Below are 15,651 nucleotides of genomic sequence, written 5' to 3' on the forward strand. Positions count from 1 at the left end.
GGGAATGCTCAAGGCCGCTTCCCGATCAGGCGGCGGTCCAGCCACCATCGACGCTGAGGTTCGCGCCGGTAATGTTCGCCGCCTCGTCGCGGGTCAGGAAACTCGCGATCGCCGCGACCTGCTCGACCGTGACAAACTCCTTGGTCGGCTGGCCCGCGAGCAGCACGTCGTTGATGACCTGCTCGCGCGTCATCTTGCGCGCTTTCATCGTATCGGGAATCTGGTTCTCGACGAGCGGAGTCCAGACATAGCCGGGGCTGATGCAATTCACCGTGATACCCGCTTCGGCAACCTCGAGCGCGACCGTCTTGGTCAGCCCGGCAAGGCCGTGCTTTGCGGTGACATAGGCCGATTTGAACGGCGAGGCGACGAGCGAGTGCGCCGAGGCGGTCGCGATGATCCGTCCCCAACCCTTCTTGCGCATCCCTGGCACCGCATGGCGAATGGTGTGGAACGATGCCGTCAGGTTGAGCGCGATGATCATGTCCCATTTCTCGGGCGGGAAATCCTCGACCGGCGAGACGAATTGCATGCCGGCATTGTTCACCAATATGTCGACGCCGCCCAAATCCTTGTCGGCGCGGCCGAACATCGCTTCGATCTCGTCGGGCTTCGTCAGGTCGGCGCCGTCGTAAACCGCCTTGCCGCCGTTCAGCACTTCGATCGCGGTCCGTTCGGCCTCGATCGCCGCCGCTTCGCCAAAGCCGTTGATGATGATGTTCGCGCCGCTTGCCGCGAGCGCCTTGGCGATACCGAGCCCGATTCCCGAAGTCGATCCGGTGACGAGAGCGGTCTTGCCTTTGAGGTGCATGGTCAGTCCTTTCAGTGGGGGGAGTTCAGGATCCGGTCTTGGGGCGGAGGTCGCCCGACTGGACGGCAAAGCTGTCCGAGCGCCCTTCGACGATGCTTTCGGCAAGCAGATGCCCGTCCTTCATCGCCGCCTCGACCGCCGCGCGGCCGAGCGCCCAGTTGACCTCCATCGTCGAGCGCGAAAATTCGAAATCGCGCGCGCCGGTCTGCCAAACCGGCGGCTGGTGGATGAGCTGAACGACGTTGAGCGCTTTGCAGTCGACCATCTTTCGCACCGCCTTCACTTCGGGCAGGTCGGTAAAGTCGGCGGGCAATTTGCTCAGCATCCGGTCGATCAGCCGGTGTTCCTTGCGACGGCGGACCAGCCCGTCGGAAATTCGCCGCGTGCGGCTGGAATAGCGGATGTCCTTTTCGCGCGACCAGGCTTCCTCCAGGTCGTGCGGCCGATCGCCGCGCGCAGGAAACAGGTCGACCTGGAACACCAGCATATCGGCGTCGGTCGCCTCGACGACATGTTCGAGCGGCGTGTTCGAGACGAGCCCGCCGTCCCAATACCAGGTACCGTCGATCTCGACCGGCGGCAGTCCGGGCGGCAACGCGCCCGATGCCAGGATATGCCGCGCGTCGATGCGATCGGTGGTCGTGTCGAAATAGCGGAAATTGCCCGTCTCAACCGCGACCGCGCCGACCGACAGCCGCACCTTGCCGTCGTTCAAGCGATCCCAGTCGACCAGCCGGTCGAGCGTCGCGATCAGCGGGGTCGTGTCGTAGAAGCTTACCGCCGCGGGCGTCTGCCGTTCGGCAAACATCGGGGGCGGAATGCGCGGCACGAAAAAGCCCGGCACGCCGAAGGTCGCGACCTGCGCCGCCGCCCCGATGTGCGTCCATTCGCGTGCCCAGTCATTATCGACGATCGGCAGCGACGGCAGCGCCGACGAAACGCCATCCCAGAACTCGCGCATTTTTCCGACCGCGGCATCGCGCGGATTTCCAGCGATAATCGCAGCGTTGATCGCCCCGATCGATATACCCGCGACCCAGTCGAGTTCGATGCCAAGGTCGATCAGCGCTTCATAGACGCCGGCCTGAAATGCCCCAAGCGCGCCCCCGCCCTGAAGGACGAGCACAACGACATCGGGAAGCGGCAAGGCGGCACGGGCGGCACGGCGAGGCATGGACTCGGACGATCCTTTTCTCTGCGGTCGGCACCCGCGCCCTTTTGTGCACCGCAACACAGGCAATTGCAAGCGCGCCGAAGCGACAACGGTTGCGCGAAGCCTCTTCCAATTGCCCCCGCGCGCTGCCACAAACGGGGCCGGACAAGCAGTTAGCAGCTGGAGGAACCCCATGCGTCTCGACGACTATGACCCCGGCGACGATATCCGCGACCTTGGGCGCGGCGGTGGCGGTTTCGGCGGCGGCGGGGGTGGCGGCGGCATGGGCGGCCTGCTTATCGGCCTGCTGCCGATGCTTCTTGGCCGTAAAATGGGCTGCGGCACGATCTTGCTGCTCGGCGCTCTCGCCTTTTTCTTCTTCGGCGGCGGCATGCAGATGCTGGGCGGCGGCGGCACCGTCGATCCGGCAGCCGACAGCCGCGGTGCAGCGACAGGCGGCGCAACGGGCGCTGTTTGCGACACCCAGGCCGAGCGCTTCGCGTGCAACGTGTTCAGCTCGACGAACAAATATTGGGCGACCCAGATCAGCGGCTATTCGGAACCCGGCTTGCGCTTCTTCACCGACCGGAACACGTCGGGCTGCGGCGCCGCGCAAGCGGCGATGGGCCCCTTCTATTGCCCCGCCGACCACGGCATCTATCTCGACACCGCCTTTTTCAACGAGCTTCAGACCAAATTCGGCGCCGCGGGCGACGCGGCGCAAGCCTATGTCGTTGCGCACGAGGTCGGCCATCATATCCAGACCGTGACGGGCATTTCGGACCAGGTCCGCCGCGCCCAGCAACGCGCCTCGCAGGCCGAGGGCAACGCGCTCCAGGTCCGCATGGAGCTGCAGGCCGACTGTTACGCCGGCGTCTGGGCAAGCCGTGCGCGCAACGCGGACGGGGCGCAGGTCATGGAACCCGGCGACATGGAAGAAGCGATGCGTGCCGCGAACGCGATCGGCGACGACACGCTGATGCGCTCGGCCGGGCAGCGCCCCGTTCCCGAGAGCTTCACGCACGGGACCAGCGAACAGCGCATGACCTGGCTGCGTCGCGGCCTGCAAACGGGGGATCCGAAGCAGTGCGACACGTTCAACGCGTCGCTCTGATCGCGGCCGCGGCGCTGGCCGCGGCCCCCGCCTCGGCCGATACGGTCTATGTCCAGACAGGAAAGCTGATCGACGGCCTGTCGAACGAGGTGCGGAGCGGCCAGTGCGTCACGATCGTCGATGAACATGTCAAGACGGTCGGTCCGTGCGGAAAGGCGCCCGATGGCGCGACCGTCATCGACTGGTCGGACTACACGGTATTGCCCGGACTGATCGACCTTCACACGCATCTTGCCGACCTTGGGCAGAGCGCGGACCTTGCCGCGCCGATGAAAGCTTCGCCCGCCGAAACCGCGCTGGTCGGCGCCCGCAACGCCAGAGTGACGCTCGATGCGGGTTTCACCAGTGTCCGCGACGTCGGCACCTATCGCGGATTGACCGACGTCGCGCTGCGTAACGCGATCGATCGCGGCGACGTACCTGGCCCGCGCATGTGGGTTGCGGGCGCCTATCTCACCATTCCCGGTGGCGGGGGCGAGCTCAACGGCGTCGTTCCCAACGATCAACTGCCCCCCGACATGCGCCTTGGCGTCGCCGCGACGCCCGAGGAAGCGGCCGCAAAGACCAATTACCTCCTCGATCATGGCGCGAACTTCATCAAGACGATCGCGACTGGTGCGGTGCTGGCGATCGGCACCGAACCCGGCGCGCCCGAACTGACCGTCGACCAGCTGCGCGCGATCGTGAAAGTGGCGCATGCGCGCGGCAAGCGGGTCACCGCCCACGCGCATGGCGCGATCGGTATCCAGAACGCCATCAATGCCGGCGTCGACAGCATCGAACATGCCAGCCTTGCCGACGAAGCGACGCTTCAGCTTGCGAAGAAGCACGGCACGTGGCTCGCGATGGATATCTACAACGGAGACTACATCGAGGATGTCGGCACCAAGGAAGGCTGGCCCGAGGAATATCTGCGCAAGAACCGCGAAACGACCGACACCCAGCGCGCGGCGTTCACACGCGCGGTCGCGCTGGGCGTCAACATCGGTTTCGCAACCGACGCCGGCGTCTATCCGCACGGACTCAACGCGCGGCAATTCGCCTATATGGTCAAATATGGCATGACCCCGATGCAGGCGATCCAGGCCGCGACCGGCCGCGCCTCGGAAGAAATGGGCCGCGCCGACATCGGCGCCATCGCGCCCGGCCGCTATGCCGACATGGTTGCGGTGAAGGCCGATCCGCTCAAGGACATCCGGTCGCTCGAAAAGATCGACCATGTGATGAAGGGCGGCGCGGTCGTCCGCTAGCGCTTCACGGCACCCCGCGCTTCCGCATGCACCTCCGCGCGCGCCAGCAGCAGCGCAAGATCCTCGCGGCTGATGTCGAACGTCTCGCCCAGATCGTCGAGTGCGGCGTCGATGTCGGCCATCAGGAGTCCGGAAACGACGACTGGCACAACGGCCCTGCCTTCGACCGGTTTGGCACGGTGCGGATAGCTGTGGCCCGAGAAGCGGTGGTACAGCCATCCGACTGCGACGAGGATCAGCGAGTTTACCAGCACCGGCAGCAGCAGGTGCCCAATATTCCCCGATTGCACCATGTCCCCACCGACCACCGCGCTCAGCGCGGCAGCCCCTCCCGGCGGATGAAGGCAGCGGAGCAAAGACATGATCAGAATCGCACCGCCCACGGCGATCGCGGCCGCCAGCGCAGGTTGCGGGACAAGGCTGATGACGGCAACGCCGAAGATCGACGACACGCCATTGCCGCCGATGATCGACCACGGCTGCGCAAGCGGGCTTGCCGGAACCGCGAACAGCAACACCGCCGAAGCCCCGATCGGCGCCACGATCCACGGCGTCGCGGCGGGGAACAAGACGAAGCAAGCCCCGCCCGCAACCGCGATGCCGATCAGCGCGCCGAGGCTGCCGATCGTGCGGTCGCGCAGGCTTGCGCCCGCGAGCAAGGGTACGAACAGTCTGGTGGTCGATGTTGTCAGCGCCCGGAACACGTGATTCTCCTCTTCGGCCAGCGCGGATGAACCATCGCGGCGGCGTGATCCAGAGAGCTTTGATTTGATCGGGCGAAGCTCGATTGACGATCGCGCTTGAAAGCGTTCGCCGCAGCGTTAAACCCTCGCCATGCGTAACATGCTCCTGATCAGCGCGATCGCGCTCACCGCCGCCCTGTCCTCCCCCGCGTTCGCTCGCCCAATGACCGAGGTCGATCTGGCGACGCTCAAGCGCGTCGCTGCGCCGACCGCATCGTCCGACGGGCGCTGGGTCGTCTTTCAGCAGACCGATACCGAGAAGGGCAGCTACAAGCGGTCGACCGGCCTTTGGCTCGTCGATCGCAATGCCAAAAGCGCCAAGCCCGTCCAGATCGCCGACACGGCGGGAAAGAATGAAACCGCCCCTGCGTTCGCGCCCGACGGCAGCCTCTATTTCCTCTCGAACGCTTCGGGCACCGATCAGGTTTGGCGTATCGATCTTGCGGCTGGCGCTGCCGCAACGCAGGTGACCCAGACCAAGGCCGATGTCGCAGGCTTCAAAATCTCGCCCGACGGCAAGAAGCTGCTCGCCTGGGGCGACATCCCCAGGGAGTGCACCGACTTCGGCTGCGATGCGAAGGACAAGGGCGCCCTCGTCGGGCCCGGCAGCGGCCGCCTTTACAAAGACGGTGCCGGCTTCGTCCGCCACTGGGATGCATGGGAAACGCCAGGCACATATAGCCGTCCGTTCGTCTTCAATCTCGACGGCGGCAAGGCCAGCGTCGCGCGTGCCGTCGATGCCGGTCTGACCGGCGACAGCCCCTCAAAGCCGATGGGCGGCGGCGACGAACTCGCCTGGGGCGCCGACAGCCGCACTGTCTATTTCACGATGCGCAAGGCCGACCGGGACGAACCGACCTCGACCAACCTCGATATATATAGCTGGCTGGTCGACAGCCGGATGATGCCGGTCAATTTGACCGAAGACAATCATGCGACCGACACGCTGCCCGCCCCCTCGCCCGACGGCAGGTCGCTCGCTTATGTCGCGATGGCGCGGCCGGGTTACGAAGCCGATCGTCAGGTTCTGATGCTGCGCAATCTTGAAAGCGGTGAGATACGCAAGCTGACCGACGCATGGGACCGCTCGGTCGATTCGATCGCCTGGGCGGCCGACGGCAAGTCGCTCTTCGTCACCGCGCAGGATGTCCTCGACCATCCGATGTTCAAGGTCGACGTCGCAACCGGCAAGGTCGAGAAGCTCAAGGCGTCGGCTGAGGCGTTCGACGGCACGGTCGGCGACGTGACGGCGCTTCCGGGCGGCGCGCTGCTCTACACGCGCAACACCGCCCTCGCGCCAACCGACCTCTATGTCCGCGATGCCAAGGGCAAGGTGAAGCAGCTGACGGCGGCCAATGCCGCGGCGCTTGCCGAGTTCGACCCGGTCAAGTTCGACCGCATGCAGTTCGCCGGTGCGAATGGCGACAAGGTGTGGGGCATCATCCTGAAGCCCGCCGCCGCGACCGCCAAGCTGCCGGTGGCCTTCATCGTTCACGGCGGCCCGCAGGGCAGCTTTGGCAACGGTTGGTCGACGCGCTGGAACCCGCGCCTCTTCGCACAGCAAGGCTATGGCGTTGTCAGCGTCGATTTCCACGGCTCGACCGGCTATGGCCAGGCCTTCACCGACGCGATCAACAAGGATTGGGGCGGCAAGCCGCTCGAAGACCTTCGCCTCGGCCTCGCTGCGGCGGGCAAGCAGGACGCACAGCTCGACATCGCCAACGCCTGCGCACTCGGCGCCTCCTATGGCGGCTATATGATGAACTGGATCGCCGGTCAGTGGACCGACGGCTTCAAATGCCTCGTCCAGCACGACGGCGTGTTCGACGCGCGCGCCATGGCCTATGAAACCGAGGAGCTATGGTTCGACGAATGGGAGCATGGCGGCCCCTATTACGAAGTCCCCGAAGAGTTCGAGAAATGGAACCCGGTCAATCATGTCGCCAAGTGGAAGACCCCGATGCTGGTGATCACCAGCGAAAAGGATTTCCGTATTCCCTATACGCAAGGCCTCGCCGCATTCACCGCGCTCCAGCGCCGCGGGATCGAAAGCCAGCTTCTGGTCTTCCCCGACGAAAATCACTGGGTTCTGAAGGGCGCGAACAGCGTCCAGTGGCACCAGACGGTGTTCAACTGGCTGGGTAGCCATCTGAAGAAATAGCGTCAGGTTTCTGTCTTCTCGTCACCGCGGACTTGATCCGGGGTCCCGCTTCTTTCTTTCGATGTTGAAAGCGGGGTGCCGGATCAAGTCCGGCATGACGAAGAAATAGCGCTGTTCGGACGATCACCCCGTCGCCGCTTCGCCGCCCGCCTTGCCATAGAATATGCGCCATAGCGCCAGGTCGTCGCTGAAATCGGCATAATGATGCTCGACTCCAGCCGCGACGAACAGCAGGTCGCCCGCGCTGAATGGCGTGCGCTCGCCGTCGTGGATCAACACGCCTCCGCCTCGGACGACTGCGTAAAGCTCGTCCTGCTCATGCGGCGTCTGGCGGTTCGGCGGAACGGGAACCGACAGGCGGACGTCGAGCGTCCCGCGTTTCAGCGCCAGCACCGACCGTTCGCCCTCAGGCGTCGGCACTTTTTCCGCATGGTCGGAAAAGCGGATGACGCCGCTGCGCATCGTATCGTTCATGGCCTGGCTCCTGCACGCTGGCGCCAGTCTAATCTGTGCCGATCCGGCTTGCCAGTCCGCACCCCGGCTGGCAAAGGCGCCCGGCTATGCCGATGGAAAAAACGTTCGATCCCGCCGCTATCGAGGCGAAATGGGCCCATCAATGGGAAAGCCGCGGGCTGTTTCGCCCCGCGCGTCCCGACGCGACCCCCTTCACGATCGTCAACCCGCCGCCCAACGTCACCGGCGCGCTGCACATCGGTCATGCGCTCGACAATACGTTGCAGGACGTGCTGATCCGTTACGAACGGCTGCGCGGCAAGGATGCGCTGTGGGTGGTTGGCATGGACCATGCCGGCATCGCGACGCAGATGGTCGTCGAACGCCAGCTGGAAGAGCAGCAGGACAAGCGCACCAATTACAGTCGCGAGGAATTCGTCGAGAAGGTCTGGACCTGGAAAGCGGCAAGCGGCGGCCAGATCACCGGCCAGCTCCGCCGCCTCGGCTGTTCGATGGACTGGTCGCGCGAACAGTTCACGATGGACCCGCATTTCACCGCCGCCGTGGTGAAGGTGTTTGTCGACCTCCACAAAAAGGGGCTGATCTACCGCGACAAGCGCCTTGTGAATTGGGACCCCAAACTCAAGACCGCAATTTCGGATCTCGAGGTCGAGACGCACGAGATTCAGGGCGGCTTCTGGCACTTCAAATATCCGCTCGCCGACGGCGTGACGCTCGACGACGGGCGCAATTATATCGAGGTCGCGACAACGCGCCCCGAAACGATGCTCGCCGACATGGCCGTCGCGGTGCATCCAAGCGATGCGCGCTATGCGAGCGTGATCGGCAAGGACATCCTCCAGCCGATCACGGGCCGCCGCTTCAAGATCGTCGCCGACGAACATGCCGATCCGGAACTGGGGTCGGGCGCGGTGAAGATCACGCCGGGGCATGATTTCAACGACTTCGACGTTGGCAAGCGCGCGGGCTTCAGGGCTGGCGAGATGCTCAACATGCTCGACGGCGACGCCAATGTCATTCAGACCGCCGATGGCCTGATCCCCGACGAATATCTGGGCCTTCACCGCTTCAAGCGCGACGGCAAGGATGGCGCGCGCGAATTGGTCGTGACGCGGATGAAGGAACAGGGCTTCCTGATCCCCCACGTCGTGACGCCAAAAGATGGCGACGTCGTCGAACACGACGCCGAACCGCGCACGATCCAGACGCCGTTCGGCGACCGTGGCGGCGTGGTGATCGAGCCCTGGCTGACCGACCAATGGTATGTCGACGCCGAAACCCTCGCCCAGCCTCCGATGGCGGCGGTGCGCGACGGGCGCATCAACATCGTGCCGAAGACGTGGGAAAAGACCTTCTTCAACTGGATGGAAAATATCCAGCCATGGTGCGTCTCGCGGCAATTGTGGTGGGGTCACCGGATTCCGGCGTGGTACGCCGACGACGGCCGCATCTTCGTCGCCGAGACCGAAGAAGAAGCGCAGGCCCAAGCCGGAGCCGGCGTAGCGATCGCCCGCGATCCCGACGTCCTCGACACCTGGTTCTCGTCCGCCCTCTGGCCCTTTGCCACCCTCGGCTGGCCCGAAGACACCGAACTGCTCAAGCGCCATTACCCGAACGACGTCCTCGTCTCCGGCTTCGACATCCTGTTCTTCTGGGATGCGCGAATGGCGATGCTGGGCATGGAGTTCATGGGCCCCGAGCGTGAGCGACCCGAAGACAAGGTGCCGTGGAAGACGCTCTATCTCCACGGCCTCGTCCGAGCGCCAGACGGCGCGAAGATGTCGAAGTCGAAGGGCAATGTCGTCGACCCGCTCGGGCTGATCGACCAATATGGCGCCGACGCGCTGCGCTTTTTCATGGCAGCGATGGAAAGCCAGGGCCGCGACATCAAGATGGATGACGCGCGCCTGGCGGGCTATCGCAACTTCGCGACCAAGCTGTGGAACGCCGCGCGCTTTTGCGAAGCCAACGGCATATCGGCCTCGACCAGCTTCGAAGCGCCCGCCGCGACATTGCCGGTCAATCGCTGGATCATCGGCGAGGTCGCCGCAACCGTCGCCGCAATGGACAAGTCGCTGGCCGACTATCGTTTCGACGAGGCGGCGAATGCGATCTACAGCTTTGCGTGGGACCGCTTCTGCGACTGGTATCTCGAGCTGATCAAGCCTGCGTCGAGCGAGGTCGAGAGGGGCACGATCGACGATGAGACCAAGGCCGTCGCAGGCTGGGTGCTCGACCAGATTCTCGTCATGCTCCACCCCTTCATGCCTTTCATCACCGAAGAGCTGTGGACGGGACTGGGAGACCGCGCCGACTATCCGCTGATCACCGCCAGGTGGCCCGCGCCCGGCGCCGTGCGCGACGCCGACGCCAGCGCCGACATCGACTGGTTGATCAAGCTCGTCAGCGAATTGCGCACGGCAAAGGCCGAACTCGGTCTGCCGCCCGGAGCGCGCCTTGCCGCACATTTCCCTGCGTCGCTGAACGGTCGCACCGACAAGCTTGCGGCGCAGCTCGACCGCCTCGCGCGCCTCGACACGATCAGTTTCGACCCCGCCCCGGCGGGTGCCTCGGCGCAACTCGTCGTCGAGGGCGAGACGATCACGGTGCCGCTCGAAGGCGTGATCGATATCGCGGCCGAACGCGACCGCCTGACCAAGGCGCTCACCGCCGCGGCGAAAGAGCGCGACGGCCTGGCCGGACGCCTCAACAACCCAAGCTTCGTGGAGCGTGCCAAGCCCGAAGCGGTTGACAAGGCGCGCGCCGACCACGCCGCCAAGGACGCCGAGGCCGACCGCCTGACCGCCGCGTTGGCAAGGCTGGGGTGACCGACGACGCGCCTTTGACGCCGACACCCGTGGCGGCCGCCGCCGACCCCGCTGCGGGGCCGGTGCCGCCACGACAAACGGCGCGCGGCGGCGGGATGGACCTGACGAGCGGGCCGATCGCCAAGACGCTGATCCTCTTCGCGCTGCCGACGCTCGCATCCAACATCCTCCAGACGCTGTCAGGATCGGTGAATTCGATCTGGGTCGGCCAATTCCTGGGCGAAAGTGCACTCGCTGCGACCGCGAATGCCAACATCATCATGTTCCTGATGTTCGGTGCCTTCTTCGGATTTGGCATGGCGGCAACCGTCCTCATCGGCCAGTCGATGGGCCGCGGCGATATCGATGCGGCGCGGCGCGCGAGCGGCGGCGCCATCGGGCTCGCGATCGGCTTCTCGCTCGTCATTGCGCTGATCGGCTGGTTCGCGTCGGATCGGATATTGCGCTGGCTCGAAACCCCACCCGAAGCCTTCCAGCTCGCACACGACTATCTTCGCGTCACATTCATCGCCGTGCCCGCGAGCATGTTGATGGTGATGCTCTCGATGGCGTCGCGCGGGGCGGGCGATGCGGTGACGCCGCTGCGCTTCATGATCCTGACCGTTGTGCTCGACGTCGTGCTGAACCCGGTCCTGATCCTCGGGCTCGGCCCCGCGCCCCGGCTCGGCATCGCTGGCAGCGCGCTTGCGACCGCGATTGCGGGCACGATCAGCCTGATCGGCATGATCGGCTGGTTCTATGCCAAGGGTCATGTGCTGCGCCTGCGCGGCCGCGAGCTTGCCTATCTGCTTCCGGACTGGGGCGAGCTGCGCTTCATCATCGGCCGCGGCCTGCCGATGGGCGCCCAGATGCTTGTCATCTCGGGCGCGGGGCTGATCATGGTCGGGCTCGTCAACCGCGAGGGGCTCGTCACCGCAGCGGCCTATGGCGCGACATTGCAGCTGTGGAACTATATCCAGATGCCCGCGCTAGCCGTCGGTGCCGCCGTCAGCTCGATGGCAGCGCAGAATATCGGCGCGCAGCGCTGGGACCGCGTGGCCGGCGTCACGAATAGCGGCATCGCGATCAACCTCGCCATGACCGGCGTGCTGATCGCGCTGCTCCTGCTGTTCGACCGCGCTGCGCTCGCCCTCTTCCTCGGCAGTGGCAGCGCGGCAATCGATGTCGCGCGCAACATCCAGTATATCGCGACGTGGACGTTCCTGCCCTTTGGGACAACGATCGTGCTGATCAGCACGCTGCGCGCGAACGGCTCGGTCGTCCCGCCGCTCGTCATCCTGTTCCTGTCGATGTTCCCGATCCGGCTCGGTATCTATTATTTCGGTTATCCGGTGATCGGCAGCGACATTCTGTGGTGGAGCTTCCCGCTCTCGTCGCTCGCCTCGCTTGCCATGGCATGGGCGGTGTACAAACGCGGAAACTGGCGCCGCGCGCTGCCCCAGGCGAAAGCGGTCTGAGCCTTTTTCTTCGACCAAAGCGCTCACCCCTTCGACTGGCGGCCCGACGTCTGCTAGCTTCGGCACAATGTTTGACGCTAAAGCAGCCCCAATGAACATGACCATTCGCAAAGAGGCGCTGCGCGACCAGCGGGCGAAGATGCTGGCAGCGGCACCCGACTGGCGGGCCTCCGACGCCCGCGTCAATCCCCGCGTCGCAATCGGCTCGATCCTCGCCATGTGGCTGCTCTATTTCCTGATCACGACCGGGCTCGGCATGCTGGCGGGCGCGGAGCAATGGGAATATGCTGGCCGCCGCGCTCTGGTGGTGGTTGCGGGCATCCTCTGCACCTTCGTGCTCTACCAGCTCATCCAGCGCGTCCAGCCCCAGGGCTTCGGCGCACGGCTGGGCCTGGCCCTCGGCGCAGCGGTGCCGCTGGTCGCGGTCTATGCCACGATCAATCTGCTCGTCTTCTTCTACTGGTTTCCCGGCCCCGATGCCGAGCAGATCATCAAGGAAGTCCAGTCCAAATTCCCCATTGCCTGGGAGACGGTGCTGATCGTCGACAGCTCAATCCGCTGGTATTTCTTCTTTGCGGTGTGGGCCGCGCTCTATGTCGCTTTCGGTTATGCGAACGAGATGCGCGCGGTCGAGCGCCGTGCAAATCATTTCCGGATCGAGGCGCAGACGGCGCAGCTTCGCGCGCTGCATTATCAGGTCAATCCGCACTTCCTGTTCAATACGCTCAACTCGCTCTCGACGCTGGTCTTGCGCGGATCGAAGAGCGAGGCCGAGACGATGATCATGAATCTCGCGTCCTTCCTTCGCTCCAGCCTTGCCGTCGACCCCGAACAGCTCGTCAGCCTCGACGAGGAAATTGCGCTACAGCGCCTTTATCTCGACATCGAACAGACGCGCTTTCCCGACCGCCTCCAGGTCGAGGTGAACATTCCGAAAGATCTGGAAAATGCCTGCGTCCCGGTCCTGATTCTGCAGCCGATTATCGAGAATGCGATCAAATATGGCGTCGCACCCAGTAAGGGCAAAATCGCAATCCGGCTGACCGCAAGCAGCGAATATGGCTTGATGGTGGTGCGCGTCGAGAACGACATCGACCCCAAGGCGCCCGCGCCGCCACCCGGAACCGGTCTCGGCCTCGGCAATGTTCGCGAGCGTTTGCTCACCCGTTATGGACCCACCGCGGGCTGCGAATGGGGGCCTTCGGACACCGGTGGTTTCTTCGTCTCGCTGTGGCTACCTTTGGCGCGGGAAGGCTGTTGATATGCTTCAAACATTGCGCACCCTGATCGTCGACGACGAGCCGCTCGCGATCGAACGGCTTCAGATCCTTGCCGGGCAACAGGATGGCGTATCGCTTGTCGGCACGGCCAGCGACGGCGCTTCGGCGCTGCGTCTGGTGGATGCTCTCGCGCCCGATCTGGTCCTCTGCGACATCGCGATGCCAGACCTCAACGGCCTTGCGGTCGCTGCCGCGATCGAACAGCTCGACAATCCACCCGCGGTCGTCTTCGTCACCGCCTTCGATCAATATGCCGTCGCCGCCTTCGACGTCGCGGCGGTCGACTATCTGCTCAAACCCGTGTCGCCCGACCGTCTCGCCCGCGCGTTGGCGCGCGTCCGCGAATGGCGCGCCGCCGAGCGCGCGCCCAAGCAGAAGAGCAAATGGATCGGTGAATTCTGGGTCCAGAACCGCGGCGAAATGTTGCGCATCGATGCAGGCCAGGTCGACCTGATCGAGGCCGAGCGCGACTATATGCGCCTGCACGTCGGCGGACGCAGCTGGCTGATCCATCAGACGATCAAGTCGCTGGAAGCCCGGATGGACCCCGATCAGTTCATGCGTATCCACCGGTCGAAGATGATCCGCCGTGGCGGCATCGTCGGCCTGAAACATCATGGCGATGGCGCCTGGAGCGTCGACCTGGGCGAGGGCGGAGTCCACCGCATCGGGCGCACTTACCTGCACGACGTAAAGGCGATCATGCACGCCTGAACAAGCAAGGCGGCCATGCCGCTCTGGGGCATGACCGCCTTCGCCGCGACCCGCCCCCTGCTTGTGGGCGGCCGAAGCACCGATATCCGTCAGGGAGCGGCGACCAGCGGCGGCTTCTCGCTCGCGAACCTTGCGTGGCTGCCATTATACAGCGCCGCAACCTGCGGTTCGACGCTGCGCTTCGCTGCGGCTTCGCATTCCAGTGCCGCGGCGCGCTGACGAAGCGATCGTGAATCGACCGAACACATCGATTTGATCGCCATACGGACCCGCGTGTCGAGCCGTTCGCGACCGGCCGAGGTCGAAAGGTTGAGATCGTTATAGTGGATCGTCACGCTTGGGCGTTGGAGATCGTCCTGCGCGAAGGCGGGAACCGCAGCCCCGCCACTCGCAATGGCGGCGATCAGGATAAAGGATAGTTTCGACATGGGGAGTGTCCTCTCATCTGGGGGATGATGATGCGGGACACGAAAGGAGTTAGAACCGGGGAAGACTAAAACCCTTCCGCATCCCGCAATCAGGAGATGCGCCAATCTGGCGCGCTTTGCGTGCGCGGTTCGACCGGTCCCGCGCGCTTGTCGATTGGAAAGACAAAGCGCGTCTGCGCATCGACCAATGGCCGAAAGCTTGTAATCTGCCGTTCATCATGGCCTTCTTCTCGCATGGCAAGGAAGCGCAAGCAGACCGCGAGTCGCGATGTCGTCCAGCGTCGGCTGGTGTTCGCACTGGCGCTGGCAATGGCGGGCCTTGCCGCGGGCGGCGCGCTCGGGATGCTGACTGTCGGCGGCGGCTTGTCCGGTGGCTTGGCGGACGATCCCTCCTTCGCGCAGCTTAGCGCCAATCCGGATGCACTTGTTGCCGACGGCGGCGTGTCGGCCGCCCCGTGCCTCGATTGTGCGGACAGCTATGGCGTAGGCGGGCGACTGCGCGCCGAGCACGACAAGAGGATGAGCGAACCCTTCCGCGAACTGGGCGCGGTGGACATGGATATGCCAACGGAGCGCGCGGACGACGATTATCGGTATGGCGGACGCTTTCCCGATCCGCCCGCCCTCGCCGTCAAGGCGGTGCCGGCAATGGTGGTGCCGGTCGCGCTTCCAGAAGACGCAGCGACAGCGCCCACCGCGCAGCAAACAGGCCCCGACGATCCGCCGGAGCCTTCTGCGCCACCGAAATAGAAATCAGTTCTTCGGCTGGGCCGTCGCGGGATGCGCGCAGCGTGTCGTGTCGCCCGCCTTGCAAGCCGCGACATCGGCTTCCCACTGAATCCGCTCTTCGGCCGACATGGCAGCAATGCGCGCCTTTTCGGCTTCATATGTTGCCGTTTCCTGGGTGAATGTGGCCTGTGCCGACGCCTCGGCCTGCGCCGCCGCCGCGACCTGGGCGTTATAGGAGTCGGTCTCGGCCTTCGCTTTTGCCTGCTGTTCGGCATTCAGGCGCGCGGTGTTGGCACGCTCTTCTGCGGTCGTGCCGTCGGCCTGTTTCTGCATCGCCGCCGCCGACCCTGCCGCGAGCAGCGCGATCGCTGCGGTCGCCGTGAAAATCGTCCTGATCATCGAAGCTCTCCTTCTATCGAGGCACCTGTCCGTCCAACGCTCCGCCCCGCAATGGCGTTCCCGATCGGCGCGTCCCATCCGCAAGTTTGACGTCGCGTCGCGCTGCCGCC

The 15,651-nt window shown here is 64.8% G+C and carries 14 protein-coding genes; 8 read left to right on the top strand and 6 right to left on the bottom strand.

Translation table 11 applies throughout. The features are described 5' to 3' along the window. Positions 1-25: 25 nt before the first annotated feature. Both ACO055_RS04210 and ACO055_RS04215 read right to left on the bottom strand, forming a co-directional pair. Positions 26-811: a 3-hydroxybutyrate dehydrogenase gene (locus ACO055_RS04210; RefSeq protein ID WP_422061355.1), complete on the bottom strand. Its 786-nt coding sequence runs from the start codon at positions 809-811 to the stop codon at positions 26-28. 25 nt (positions 812-836) lie between these two features. After that, a complete protein-coding gene (locus tag ACO055_RS04215; RefSeq protein ID WP_422061356.1) occupies positions 837-1,985 on the bottom strand; it encodes a patatin-like phospholipase family protein in 1,149 nt (382 codons plus the stop codon). A gap of 172 nt (positions 1,986-2,157) precedes the next feature. On the opposite strand from ACO055_RS04215, the gene ACO055_RS04220 reads away from it, so the two are divergent. Together ACO055_RS04220 and ACO055_RS04225 are read left to right on the top strand one after the other, a co-directional pair. Then, entirely contained in the window at positions 2,158-3,078 is a 921-nt protein-coding gene (locus tag ACO055_RS04220) for a neutral zinc metallopeptidase (RefSeq protein WP_422061357.1), read from the top strand. After that, positions 3,051-4,328, top strand: coding sequence for an amidohydrolase family protein (locus ACO055_RS04225; RefSeq protein ID WP_422061358.1), 1,278 nt, complete (start codon positions 3,051-3,053; stop codon positions 4,326-4,328). Before ACO055_RS04220 ends, ACO055_RS04225 begins: the two co-directional genes overlap by 28 nt. Here the strand turns inward: ACO055_RS04225 and ACO055_RS04230 are convergent. Further along, entirely contained in the window at positions 4,325-5,032 is a 708-nt protein-coding gene (locus ACO055_RS04230) for an HPP family protein (RefSeq protein ID WP_422061359.1), read from the bottom strand. The genes ACO055_RS04225 and ACO055_RS04230 overlap by 4 nt on opposite strands. Positions 5,033-5,162: 130 nt before the next feature. Here ACO055_RS04230 and ACO055_RS04235 point away from each other — a divergent pair, with 130 nt between their 5' ends. After that, positions 5,163-7,232 (top strand): prolyl oligopeptidase family serine peptidase, encoded by a 2,070-nt coding sequence (locus ACO055_RS04235; RefSeq protein WP_422061360.1) that lies wholly within the window; start codon positions 5,163-5,165, stop codon positions 7,230-7,232. 123 nt (positions 7,233-7,355) lie between these two features. On the opposite strand, the gene ACO055_RS04240 is transcribed toward ACO055_RS04235, so the two are convergent. After that, positions 7,356-7,706: a cupin domain-containing protein gene (locus ACO055_RS04240; protein ID WP_422061361.1), complete on the bottom strand. Its 351-nt coding sequence runs from the start codon at positions 7,704-7,706 to the stop codon at positions 7,356-7,358. Positions 7,707-7,792: 86 nt separating this feature from the next. Between ACO055_RS04240 and ACO055_RS04245 the strand changes: the two genes are divergently transcribed. The 4 genes from ACO055_RS04245 (at position 7,793) to ACO055_RS04260 (ending at position 13,985) form a co-directional block, all read left to right on the top strand. Next, on the top strand, positions 7,793-10,534 hold the full coding sequence (locus ACO055_RS04245; RefSeq protein ID WP_422061362.1) for a valine--tRNA ligase: 2,742 nt from the start codon (positions 7,793-7,795) through the stop codon (positions 10,532-10,534). 95 nt (positions 10,535-10,629) lie between these two features. Then, complete coding sequence (locus ACO055_RS04250) at positions 10,630-11,991, top strand: MATE family efflux transporter (protein ID WP_422062411.1); 1,362 nt, start codon at positions 10,630-10,632, stop codon at positions 11,989-11,991. A gap of 97 nt (positions 11,992-12,088) precedes the next feature. Continuing rightward, positions 12,089-13,252: a sensor histidine kinase gene (locus ACO055_RS04255; protein ID WP_422061363.1), complete on the top strand. Its 1,164-nt coding sequence runs from the start codon at positions 12,089-12,091 to the stop codon at positions 13,250-13,252. 1 nt (position 13,253) lies between these two features. Next, entirely contained in the window at positions 13,254-13,985 is a 732-nt protein-coding gene (locus ACO055_RS04260) for a LytR/AlgR family response regulator transcription factor (protein ID WP_422061364.1), read from the top strand. 89 nt (positions 13,986-14,074) lie between these two features. Here the strand turns inward: ACO055_RS04260 and ACO055_RS04265 are convergent, their stop codons facing one another. Next, the gene (locus ACO055_RS04265) at positions 14,075-14,413 is read right to left on the bottom strand and encodes a UrcA family protein (protein ID WP_422061365.1); all 339 of its coding nucleotides are present in this window, start codon (positions 14,411-14,413) and stop codon (positions 14,075-14,077) included. A gap of 234 nt (positions 14,414-14,647) precedes the next feature. Here ACO055_RS04265 and ACO055_RS04270 point away from each other — a divergent pair, with 234 nt between their 5' ends. Next, a complete protein-coding gene (locus tag ACO055_RS04270; RefSeq protein ID WP_422061366.1) occupies positions 14,648-15,163 on the top strand; it encodes a hypothetical protein in 516 nt (171 codons plus the stop codon). A gap of 3 nt (positions 15,164-15,166) precedes the next feature. On the opposite strand, the gene ACO055_RS04275 is transcribed toward ACO055_RS04270, so the two are convergent. Further along, the gene (locus ACO055_RS04275; RefSeq protein WP_422061367.1) at positions 15,167-15,541 is read right to left on the bottom strand and encodes a hypothetical protein; all 375 of its coding nucleotides are present in this window, start codon (positions 15,539-15,541) and stop codon (positions 15,167-15,169) included. Positions 15,542-15,651: the final 110 nt, after the last annotated feature.

The organism is Sphingopyxis sp. (genome assembly GCF_965227415.1).
GTDB lineage: Bacteria > Pseudomonadota > Alphaproteobacteria > Sphingomonadales > Sphingomonadaceae > Sphingopyxis.